Source organism: Methylobacterium pseudosasicola, from assembly GCF_900114535.1.
In the GTDB taxonomy this organism is placed as follows: Bacteria; Pseudomonadota; Alphaproteobacteria; order Rhizobiales; family Beijerinckiaceae; genus Methylobacterium; species Methylobacterium pseudosasicola.
Window position 1 is genome coordinate 48,744 of sequence record NZ_FOTK01000038.1, and the last position, 10,682, is coordinate 59,425.

Consider the following 10,682-nt stretch of genomic DNA (forward strand, 5'->3'; position numbering starts at 1 on the left):
CGACAGGCAGGTTCGTACCGCGGGCCGTGGCCCACCGGCATCGATCGGGCATCTGGGTTGCAGGAAAGCGAGACAGGGTGCGTCCGCACCGGGCAGGTGCGTTGGGCGAGCCTCAGGCAATCATGCGTTTTGTCGGGACGGGCAGGGATTGGAGCCCGGATTTCGTGCCCCGGGGCGGTTTCGCGGACGGGACAACGCCGGTAGGAAAGGTCTCAGCCATGGGTCGGTATCCTTGAACGATACGGATCGTGGTCAGGCCGACGCCGGTGCTGCTAACACCGGTGCCGGCCGCCCTCTGCTAAAGGGCGGCTCGGCACATGCGACGGTTCTGCCGTCGATGAACCTGGCTTGGTCCAAGGCCGTTGGGAAGCGCCGCGGTGCGGAAATCCCCGGTCGGGCAAGCCGTATTCCGTGAGAGCGTTAACGGAGGCCTGGCCGCGCTGGGGCGGAGGCCGTCCGTGTCTGAGATACGTCGCGTCAGGAACCGCCCATCCGGAACGCCTCGACGAGCATGACGGAACGGTTTCGCGATCGAACGCACGCGATGACGACGGGCGATCTCAGCGCGTTCCGCCGACGCGCATCCTCACCGGGATTTCTTGCGCGCCACCGCACGCGGCCCGCCGCCTCACACTTGCCGAAAAATCAGGCGCACGAAGAGCATCTTGGACGAGTTCATCGATGAAGACAGGCCTGCCAGTCGCTTATTTATATTTTCATGACATGAAAATTGTATAATATTGATAGATTGCTATTAAAAATTTTTAATACAGAACATCTGTATCGGAATTATCTCATCTAGAACTTATTGCATACTGATTCGGCGTGGATAGGGTCGATATCTGTGCCGGATTGATTCGATTTCGGGATTGCGCAAGCAGCTGAGATATAGAAAACGACGAACGATCTGATCGGTCGAGACGACGATATGACCTCGCCGTCGCGTGAGACGGCTGATCGAGGTGCTGCTCAAGATCTATTGCGACAGATGCGTGTCGAGAGGTCCCGCGACCGACGTCACGAAAACTGAGTGCAGTTGGAAATTTTCGGCTCATCCCAAAATCCAGTTTCGGCGCTCGGTCGTCATCATGGTCAAGTCGACGACATAAGCCCCGATCACGCCCCCTGGATCGAAATCCTCAAAGGCGGGCTGGATTTTATATGTTGGCGACCGCTTCTTCGGCCAAGCTGGCGGCGAGGATCGAAATATTCGAAGGCTCGGCCGGACTATGTTTGCGATAACGATGAGGTCGACGATCTCATGAGACGGCGCGAGAAATTTCGTCGATCTAAAACCCGCTTTACTGTTGAGGCCGGCACAAGGTCTTCGTGCGAAGCGTCCCAGCGTAATCCATGCGAAGCCGAGACCGAGAGGATCCGAGCCCTGGAGCGGATCCTCGAAGGTATCTTACAGTTGCCGGGGCAACCGATGCAGCCCGAGCCCGAAAGCCAGGAGGATGAGCGGGCGATGGAAGCCTTTGCCTTCCGCAGGCGGGCGGCTGCAGCGATGCCACGCGTGAACCCGCCGCCGGCCGCCAACGATGACCCTATGACGATCGCTCATGTAGTGATGGAGTATACGCTGATGGACGCGGCTCGCCTGCGCTGATTGCGTTCGCGGGAATTGAGGGCGGCAATGTCACCGACGCGGACCCATCATTTCTGCGCTCCGAGGCAGCCGACCGTCTCACCCGGCAAACAGGGGGATGGCAATTTGGTGCGCGCGTGAGGGGTGAACCGATCTGCGCATCCGGCTTCTCACTGCCCTCGGGCGTTGTGAAGACGTGCGATTCGCGGCATCAGTCGTCGGAGCATATCCCAGCGCCGGAGCAGATGGAAACGCCGTGAGCAGCTTGAAATTCGGTACGAGTGGCTTGCGGGGCCTTGTGACGGATCTCGTCGGCTGGCCGAGCTACGCCTACGCCGCCGCGTTCTTCCGATCCGTCTCGGCGGACGGAGACCGCCGAGAGGTCGTGATCGGGCGCGACCTGCGCGACAGCAGTCCAGGCATCGCCGCGACGGTGGCAAGCGCCGCTGCGGCATCCGGCTTCACGGCGATCGACTGCGGCGCTCTCCCGACACCTGCTCTCGCGCTCGAGGCGATGCGACGCAGCGCCTACGCCGTGATGGTCACGGGCAGCCATATTCCCGAGGACCGAAACGGTCTTAAATTCTACCGGCCCGACGGCGAGATCACCAAGAGGGATGAGATCGCCATCCTGGAAGCCCTGGGGGACGTCACGGCGGTCGGCCAAGTGCCGACGCCGGTCCCTGCCATCCCAGAGCCCGATGCCGTCGAACGCTACCATCGACGCTACAGCGACGCCTTCTCGCCCGAGATCCTGAAGGACGTGCGCATCGCGGTCTATCAACAGAGCTCGGTCGCGCGCGACCTTCTGACCGATCTGCTCGCGAGCTTCGGTGCGAGCGCCGTATCGATCGGCCGATCGAATACGTTCGTTCCGATCGATACCGAGGCGCACCGCCCCGAAGACATCGCCTTCATCGCTGAGGTCATGGCGTCCGGCGATTACGACGCGTTGGTGACGTCCGACGGCGATGCGGATCGACCCCTTGTGGCCGATGGGGCGGGGCGGATCGTGCGTGGCGACGTTCTCGGCCTTATCACGGCCCGCTACCTCGGCATCGATACGGTCGTGGTGCCGGTCACCGCCGGCTCGGCGCTCGAGCAGTCCGGTGGCTTCAGCCGGGTCGTGCGTACCAAGGTGGGCTCGCCCTTCGTCATCGCCGGCATGGAGCAGGCAAAGGCCGAGGGGGCGGGAGCCGTTGCGGGCTTCGAGGCGAATGGCGGCTTCCTGCTCGGATCGGACATCAACATCGCTGGACGGATCCTGCCCGCCCTGCCCACGCGGGACGCGATGCTGCCCATCCTGGCCACGCTCGCGGCAGCGCGCGCGGCCGGTGCGACGTTGGCCGATCTCGTGACCTCGCTCGATGCGGGAGAGATGGCGAGCGACCGCCTCCCCAATACCCCTTCCGAACGGAGCAGCGCATTTCTCGCACGGCTTGGAGATGAGATCTTCAGAGCCGAGTTCCTCCAGCCGATCGGGTCGTCGCGCACGGTGGATCAGCAGGATGGTGTCCGGATCGGTCTCGATGGCGGACGGTCGATCCATTTTCGGGCCTCAGGCAACGCCCCGGAACTGCGATGCTACGCGGAGGCTAAGACGGCGCGGGACGCCCATGATCTCGTTCGTTGGGGGCTGACGGCGGCGGCAGCCGTCATGGCGGAACAGGCCAGTCGATCCTGATCGCCAGCATCGGCTGGCTGGCGGAGGGATGGTTCGCGGAGGCAGCAACACGAGGCGGCCTCCCATCGCCGTGAACCCAAGCCGTCACCGACGCCGAGCCCCGTCTCAGACCGAGCAACCCAACCGGGCCCTCCACCACTCATCGAGTTGCTCATACGCCCTGCAATGGCCGCGACATCGCGGGGAGCCCAGGGACCGGTAGGGTCGTCGTCGACGGTCGTGCTCTTGGGCAGGATGTCAGGGTATCGTTGTCGTGGCGGACGACAGTTTGTTGCGCGAAGCGACGATGCCCAGGACCATCCGTCTGGTTGCGCCTCCGATCGAGTCAGAGGCCAAGCATTACACGGCGCGGCTGCTGCCCATCGGCGGGCGCAGTCTGTAAGCTCCGACGCGTTGGGTTCAATCAACTCGCCATTGTTTTGCGGGCGAACATCGCGGCAGCGAACAGAACGGCAGATCCTGCGGTGACCTGACCGGCTGGCTTTGGACCGGGCTGATTGAGAGGATCAGCCAGGACCAGAGGAGTCGGGCATGCGTCGAGGTCAGAAGACGGGTGCGGAGCAGGTCGTGCTGAAGCTGCGCCAGATTGAGGTGCAGACAGCCCAGGGCAAGAGTTTGGCCCTCGCCTGCAAGGAGACCGAGATCTCCGAGCAAAGCTACTATCGCTGGCGCAAGGAATACGGCGGTCTGCAGATCGACCAAGCGCGCCGGATGAAGGATCTTGATCGTGAGAACGCGCGATTGCGGCGGCTCGTGGCTGATCTATCCTTGGAGAAGCAAGTGCTGGCGGATGTCGCCTCGGGAAACTTGTAGCCCCCGAGCGACGCCGGCAGGCGGTCGACGGCATCCGGGAGAAGTACGGTCTCTCGGAACGTCACGCCTGCCGGATCGTCGGCCAGCATCGGGGTACGCAGCGCTACGTGCCCACCGTGCCGGCCGACGAGGATGAGCTGACCCGCGCCATCATCGCCCTGGCGTCCGAGTATGGGCGCGACAGATACCGCCGCGTCACCGCGCTGCTGCAGGCAGCCGGCTGGCAAGTGGGCAAGGACCGGGTTCATGGTTCGACAGGCTCACCATGAGGGCATCTGGCGTCGCGAGGGGCTCAAAGTCCCTAGCCGACAGAGACCCCGCAGCCGCCTATGGCTGAACGACGGCTCATGCGCGCGCCTGCGCCCGCTCCACCGCAACCATGTGTGGAGCTTCGACTTCGTGCAGGCTCAGACCCACGACGGCCGAAGCCTACGCATCCTGACGCTGATCGACGACCTCACCCTGAGCTTGTCGAAGGGATAGCCGGGCGTGCATGGCGCTGAAGGTGGCACGGCGTATCAACAGCGTCGGCGTGATCGAGGCGCTGGCCGATGCCATGTGCCTGCACGGCATCCCCGAGCACATCCGCTGCGATAATGGCCCTGAGATGATCTCCATGGCGCTGCGCAAATGGGTCGCCAAAGCTGGCTCACAGATCCAGTACATCGCACCAGGATCCCCGTGGGAGAACGGGTACTGTGAGAGCTTCAACGGCAAGCTGCGCGACGAGTGCCTACGCCAGGAGATATTCTACTCGTTGAAGGAGGCGCAGATCGTCATCGGTCTATGGCAAACCACGTACAATTGCATCCGACCGCATTCGTCGCTGGGCTATCGGCCGCCCGCGCCTGTCAGCTACCCGGATCTGGCCTTCCGGCTATCCATGGCCGCGACTGACCGGGCCCCTTGGGAGTGGTCCGCCCTGAAGTATAGCTTTTGAGCCGACTGGAGTTGACCCCGTTTGTGGTCCACGGCCTATGCAAGTTCCCGGGCTGTGACAGCTTGGTTGGCGAAGGCCCTGGGCGTCAAGCCGCCCAGGGCCGTGTGAGGTCGATCGTCGTTGTAGTGGCACCTCCATTCCTCGATGCGCTCGCGGGCATCGGCCAGCGACAGGAACCACGAGGCGTTCAGGCATTCCGCTCGGAGGCGGCCGTTGAACGCTTCGATGTAGGCGTTGTCGGTCGGCTTGCCCGGTCGTGAGAAGTCGATCTCGACCCCGTTCAGGTAGGCCCACTGGTCGAGCATGCGGCCGGCGAACTCCGGCCCATTGTCGACCCGCAGGCTCTTCGGCCGACCCCGCAGCCTGACCAAGGCGTCGAGCGCCTCGGTCACCTGGAAGGCGCGGAAGTTGGCTCTCGGCGTGAGTGAGAGCGCCTCTCGCGTGTGGCAATCGACGACGGTCAGGATCCGGAACGGACGCCCGTCGAACAGGCGGTCGGACATGAAGTCCATGGCCCAGACCTCGTTGGGTCCACCGATCGCCGGTCGTCCCTGGCGATAGCGCCACGCCCGTTTACGCTTGGGCAGTTTAGACCGGATCGACAGCCCCTCGTCGCGGTAGATCCGGTAAGTGCGCTTGTGGTTCACCTCCCAGCCCTCGCGTCGCAACAGGATGTGCAGCCGCCGGTAGCCGTAGCGCACTCGCGCGGCAGCCAACTCCTTCAGCCGCATGCGCAGCGCTACTTGAGGGTCCGAGCGCTTCCTGTAGCGCTGCGACGAACGACCGAAGCCGGTGGCTTGGCAGGCCCGACGCTCGCTGATGCCGTAGGCCGCCTGCCGGTGGCCGGCGACGTCACGGCGAGCGGCGGGCCTTACCACTTTCGCTTGAGCACATCCTGCAACATGGAGCGGTCCAGCGTCAGGTCGGCGACCAGCCGCTTGAGCTTGCTGTTCTCGTCCTCCAGCTGCTTCAGCCGGCGGATCTCCGGCACGCCCATGCCGACGAACTGCTTCTTCCAACGATAAAAGGTCGGCTCGGATACGCCCATCTTCCGGCAGACCTCGTCCACCGTCGCGCCGTTCTCCGCCTGCCGCAGGGCGAAGGCGATCTGTTCGTTCGTGAAGCGTTTGCGAGGCATGGCATCCACCCTCCTTCAGGGGTCAGGATGCCCGAAAAACTTGCGCTCAGCGCGGACCAGTTTGGTGGGTCAGGGTCACGTCTTGAGCAAGATCGGGCGATCCATCGTGCTCAGTCGCATACATCTGGAGCTAATTCAGGGCCTTCTCAGGTGATCGACACTCACGGGCAGGGTATCGGGTGATCCTGCCAGGGTCTCCATCGATGCGCTGTCCACCAAGAGCCGGATCATCTCGGAGCGACTTGCCAGCATCGTGGCGGGCGGCTCGCCTACTATAGCTTCCCAGGCCGCTACGAACTCGGCCTGCGACATGTGGATGAGCGCGTCTTCGCTCTGAGACGCTGGCTTTGTCGGGGAGACACGCAGGTTGCTCATGGAGAGGATACGCCCACAAGCCAAACGACGTTTCGAAACGCTGCGGTTAAGGTAACTGGCGCCTTAACTCGCCGACCGAGATGCGGCCTGCAAATCCTATCGGTCCGCGATCAGATCGGGCGGCGGGGTCGAGCCGGTCACAGCGCCTTCTAGCCGCCTGATCTACTGATTGCTGCGCTTGGCGCCGAGATGTCGCTCGATCCAGCCCTGAGCCGCATCCAGGTCCAAGAACAGGGGCGCGCTCATCACCGAGGTTAGGCCGAACGCCGCCTCCAGGAACCACAGGCCCACATCGGCACCGTGCTGGTCCGAAAGCCGCACCAGAACTGCTACGAGGAAGCCATCAGCGAACACGAGTTGCCCGTCGCTGTCCTCGCTGCTGGTCGCAACCCGCACCGGCTGGAGGTGCAGGGTCATCCCGCTGTTCGCTTCTGCAAGTGCAGGTAGGTCGCGTCGAACTCGGAAGCGCGGACAAGCTCGTCCCACGCCTTCACCACCAACGTCTGCCGGTGCAGCGTGATCAGACCTCGACCGCGCATCTCCTTCAGCACGCGGTTGATGTGAACGCTGGTCATCCCGGTGGCGTCGGCGAGATCGATCTGGGTGATCGGCAGCGGGCATCGGTGATCCCCCGCCAGACCGACCGCCTCCTGCTTCAGGTACAGTTCGCAGAACAGGTGGGCCAAGTGCTCGAACGCCGGGCGGCGTCCCATGGAGATCAACCACTCTCTGAAGAGCGCCGCGTCGATCAGCGTGTCACGCCAGAGCGCCGCCGCGATGGCTGGGAAACGGGCCGTGAGGTCGTGCAGGTTTTCGTGCGGGATGAACGCCACCGTGGCCTGGGTCATCGTCCCGAGGTTGTGGTCCATCAGCGGGATGTGCAGGCTCTGCAAGTCCGGGATGTCGCCCGCGATGTGGAACGAGAAGATCTGGCGCCGTCCCTCGGCCAGGAACTTATAGCGGTAGGCCCAGCCCTCCAGGATGACACAGCACTGCGTCGCCCGGTCGCCGTCACGGACGATGTCCTGTTTTGCCGAGAGGGTCCGCACCCGGACGGGCAGGCTCTCGATCGCTTGATGCGCCTCATCCGAGAGGCGGGTGACGCTCTCCAGCTTGCGGATGAGCGGATAGAGAGCGTGGGGGAGCTTCGAGGCCATGGCGGCTTCGCCTTGTGTTGCAGGCGGAAGCACACGGCGCTCCCAGGCGGCAGCACCTGTTCCGGGGCGGCTGACGATGGCACATCGGGTAGGTGGTATATTATCGAACCGAACCATCATGGATTAAGTTTTTTCGCGGTTACGGCACTTTCCGTGGTCGAACCGCATGTATTGTTTTGTAAATTAGTTACATAAAAATCATCCGCTTGTTATTCGTCAAGAAAACACGACATCAGAATCATCGCCAGCCGTATTCAGGGCGCTGATGATTGAGGGACCGAGTGTGCTCTTGCCCCTAGCAGGCGAACACCAGTGGCTCCCCTCCAACAACCGGATGTACGCAACAAGCTCCTCGCTGGCCTCTCGCCAGAGGATTTCGCCAGCTTGCAATCTGCTCTGCGCCTGGAGCCGATGCAGCTACGGCAGGTATTGATCCCCGCCCATTCGGCGATTGAGGTCATCTATTTCCCCGAAGAAGGCTTCGTCTCCATCACGGCGGATGGAGCGCATGGCCGGGTCGAGATCGGGCTCGTTGGACGGGAGGGCGTGGTCGGGGCAGGACCGACGCTGCTCGGGGACGACCGTAGCCCGCACACCCACTTCGTGCAGATGGCCGGACACATGCTGAGCATCGACGCGGAGGTTCTGCGCGCCGCGTTCGAGAGGCTCCCTTCCCTCCGCCGCCTGATCCACCGCTACATCCAAGCCCAGCATGTACAGACAGCCCAGACGGCGTTCGCGAACGCGCGGGGCACCACGCCGACGCGCCTCGCTCGATGGTTGCTGATGTGCCACGATCGGATCGACGGCGACATGGTCACGGTCACCCATGAGTTCATGTCGTTCATGTTGGGGGTCGAGCGTCCGGGGGTCACCGCCGCGCTGCGCTCACTGGAAACGGACGGCTTGGTGCGGAAGCATCGCGGAAGGGTCGAGATCCTCGACCGCGATGGCCTGCTCGACCTCGCTGGCGATAGCTACGGTGGGGCAGAGGCCGAGTATGCCCGCCTGATCGAAGGGCGTCCCGAGCCGATCGATTGATCGTCTGGACGGCTCGCATACGGCCGAGCCTTCACGCCTCCGGCCTCTCGCAAAGACGTGAACGCGCGGAAGGTGGTCGGTTAACCTCGTTCAGAGCCGGGCCATCGCGAAGCGGCTATGGCGTCGCCATGGCAAACCGGCTCATGACGCTCGATCTGTTCGCCACGCTCGATATCGTCGAGGACGATGTTGCCGCAGTGGTGAACGCCTACATGACCGATCCGACTTCGGGTCCAGTCTCGTTCGGCGAGGGTTATCGGATCGACCCAGCGGTAGCCGTTGCGGACCACCCCTTCGCCAACACGCTGATCGGTCAGTCCTGGGCAAGCGCTGAGCTACGCCGGGCCGCAGTCCGCGCCGCCATCATGCTCGCGCAGCCGGAACGAGTGTAGGCGTCGCATGCGGTTCGCCTTCTTCGACGGTGCCCGACCTTGCTGAGCGCCGCCCAGTCCAGACGACGCGACCAATGTCGTCCTTCAAGACGGCCAGCCCTGAGCGATGGCATGCCCAAGGTTGAACAGAAGCACGTCGGCCGCAGCGCGTAACTCGGCCGGAGCGTCGGACCCGAGTGTTTCCTTCAACGCGATAGCGAGGTCGGCCGCCCGTTCGATCGGATCCCCTGCTTGCGAAGCACTACCCATGACATACCGTGCGCCACCGTCGCGCATCTCGGTGATGTCGATCAGGATGCCGCGTGACCGGAGCGGGCGATCGAAGTGGTCGCGATATGTCCGGCCACGGCTGAGCAGCCAACTCACGGCTCCGTCAGGGGCGATGACGCGGTACTCGGACAGCACAAGGCCGCCAGCCCGCGCGGCCTGCCGCATGTGTTCGGCCAGCCATTCCCGGTCGTCCGGATGAACCGCCGCCGCGGCAGACATCCCGCTGATCTCGCGCTCTGCGAGAGCAGCGTCACCCGTCAGCAGGCGAGCGGCGCCCGCGTCGTAGGTGACCACGCCGCGAACGTGATCCCAGTCCCATGTGCCGACAACACACGACGCTTCGAGTGCCCCCCTGAGGCGGTCTACGTTCTCGCTGAAGCCGTGGGTGACATCACTGCGCATGGCGCCTCTCGGAACCAAAAGTGGGACGGGCGCCGCTCAGGCGCGCACTGAGGGTATCAAATATGCCAAAGCCCTAACCTGGGTTGCATTCATTTTACGACGTAACGTAGAAATTGTGCGGCGTGGCAGTCAGACGCACAGCGGAAATGCCGACCTAGCCTTAAGAGGCGAGCCGCGAAGCGAGGTGGCATGCGCGACAACACCAATGGCAGCGACGATGGACGCGGAGTTCGTAATGCGCTGACCCGGATCAGTGCTGCGCTCGGAGTCCCAGCGGCGGCTTTCTACGACGCCGATGCGGATGCGGTCGCGCATCTTCGTCGCGAGCAAGAGGCCCATCTTCTCGGACTCGTGCGAGCGTATCTGCAAGAGGTCGATCATGAGCACGCACAGCGCTTCATAGCAGCGGTGCGGGCTCTGGCCGAGGCTGAGGTACGGTAGAGGCCGCAGGTTCCAGGATCGCCATCGCGTGTGGCTTCAATGAAGACGGCCCTCGGGGTCCGGGGACGCCATTTGTCGGGCGAGCAGCATACCCGCCGCCGCCAACGCCTGCTGTAGCACCGGCAACATTTCATGCGCATGATCTTGTTCGATCAGCCCATGGGCCATCAGCAAGTGATCTGCGACGAGTTCGAGCGTCGAGCCCGGAGGTGTCGTCGCGTTCATGGGCGGCGGAACGAAGCGCGCGAGCGTGCCGTAGGCGGTCAGAGGTTCAGAGCCGCTGGTACTGATCTCCGTCAACGATCCGAGATAGCCGAGGAAGGTCCGATCCGGCGGCCCGTAGGAGGGTATGGCACCGATCAGGACCCAGGCGTAGCTCCCGTCAGCCCGGCGCAGCCGCAGGCGCAAGCTGTACTCGCTCTGCTGATCTCTGGCGCTGCG

General features: G+C 63.6%; 10 protein-coding genes and 1 pseudogene. 6 read left to right on the forward strand and 5 right to left on the reverse strand.

What is annotated here, in order from left to right:
• Positions 1-1,030 precede the first annotated feature (1,030 nt).
• The 3 genes and pseudogenes from BM228_RS34090 (at position 1,031) to BM228_RS26435 (ending at position 5,025) form a co-directional block, all read left to right on the forward strand.
• Complete coding sequence (locus tag BM228_RS34090; RefSeq protein ID WP_139234211.1) at positions 1,031-1,609, forward strand: hypothetical protein; 579 nt, start codon at positions 1,031-1,033, stop codon at positions 1,607-1,609.
• Between the two features lie 235 nt (positions 1,610-1,844).
• Positions 1,845-3,272: a phosphohexomutase domain-containing protein gene (locus BM228_RS26430; RefSeq protein ID WP_092045244.1), complete on the forward strand. Its 1,428-nt coding sequence runs from the start codon at positions 1,845-1,847 to the stop codon at positions 3,270-3,272.
• 531 nt (positions 3,273-3,803) lie between these two features.
• A pseudogene (locus tag BM228_RS26435) lies at positions 3,804-5,025 on the forward strand (IS3 family transposase).
• Positions 5,026-5,060: 35 nt separating this feature from the next.
• Here BM228_RS26435 and BM228_RS26440 read toward each other — a convergent pair.
• From BM228_RS26440 to BM228_RS26455, 3 genes are all read right to left on the reverse strand, one after another.
• Positions 5,061-6,163, reverse strand: a protein-coding gene (locus tag BM228_RS26440; protein WP_092045246.1) for an IS3 family transposase whose coding sequence is annotated in 2 segments (ribosomal slippage) — positions 5,061-5,902 and positions 5,902-6,163 — 1,104 coding nt in all. Because the reading frame shifts where the segments join, the coding sequence is not laid out codon by codon here.
• Between the two features lie 537 nt (positions 6,164-6,700).
• Positions 6,701-6,955, reverse strand: a complete 255-nt coding sequence (locus tag BM228_RS26450) for a hypothetical protein (protein ID WP_092045250.1) — start codon at positions 6,953-6,955, stop codon at positions 6,701-6,703.
• The gene (locus tag BM228_RS26455) at positions 6,952-7,695 is read right to left on the reverse strand and encodes a Crp/Fnr family transcriptional regulator (protein ID WP_092045252.1); all 744 of its coding nucleotides are present in this window, start codon (positions 7,693-7,695) and stop codon (positions 6,952-6,954) included. Before BM228_RS26455 ends, BM228_RS26450 begins: the two co-directional genes overlap by 4 nt.
• Positions 7,696-8,007: 312 nt before the next feature.
• Between BM228_RS26455 and BM228_RS26460 the strand changes: the two genes are divergently transcribed.
• The gene (locus tag BM228_RS26460) at positions 8,008-8,736 is read left to right on the forward strand and encodes a Crp/Fnr family transcriptional regulator (protein ID WP_092045255.1); all 729 of its coding nucleotides are present in this window, start codon (positions 8,008-8,010) and stop codon (positions 8,734-8,736) included.
• 143 nt (positions 8,737-8,879) lie between these two features.
• A complete protein-coding gene (locus BM228_RS26465) occupies positions 8,880-9,128 on the forward strand; it encodes a hypothetical protein (RefSeq protein WP_139234212.1) in 249 nt (82 codons plus the stop codon).
• Positions 9,129-9,212: 84 nt separating this feature from the next.
• Here BM228_RS26465 and BM228_RS26470 read toward each other — a convergent pair whose 3' ends face one another.
• A complete protein-coding gene (locus BM228_RS26470; RefSeq protein WP_092045259.1) occupies positions 9,213-9,800 on the reverse strand; it encodes a PAS domain-containing protein in 588 nt (195 codons plus the stop codon).
• A gap of 189 nt (positions 9,801-9,989) precedes the next feature.
• Between BM228_RS26470 and BM228_RS34095 the strand changes: the two genes are divergently transcribed.
• A complete protein-coding gene (locus BM228_RS34095) occupies positions 9,990-10,241 on the forward strand; it encodes a hypothetical protein (RefSeq protein WP_139234213.1) in 252 nt (83 codons plus the stop codon).
• Positions 10,242-10,277: 36 nt separating this feature from the next.
• On the opposite strand, the gene BM228_RS26480 is transcribed toward BM228_RS34095, so the two are convergent.
• The coding region (locus BM228_RS26480) for a diguanylate cyclase (protein ID WP_092045265.1) at positions 10,278-10,682 on the reverse strand (405 nt) is incomplete at its 5' end.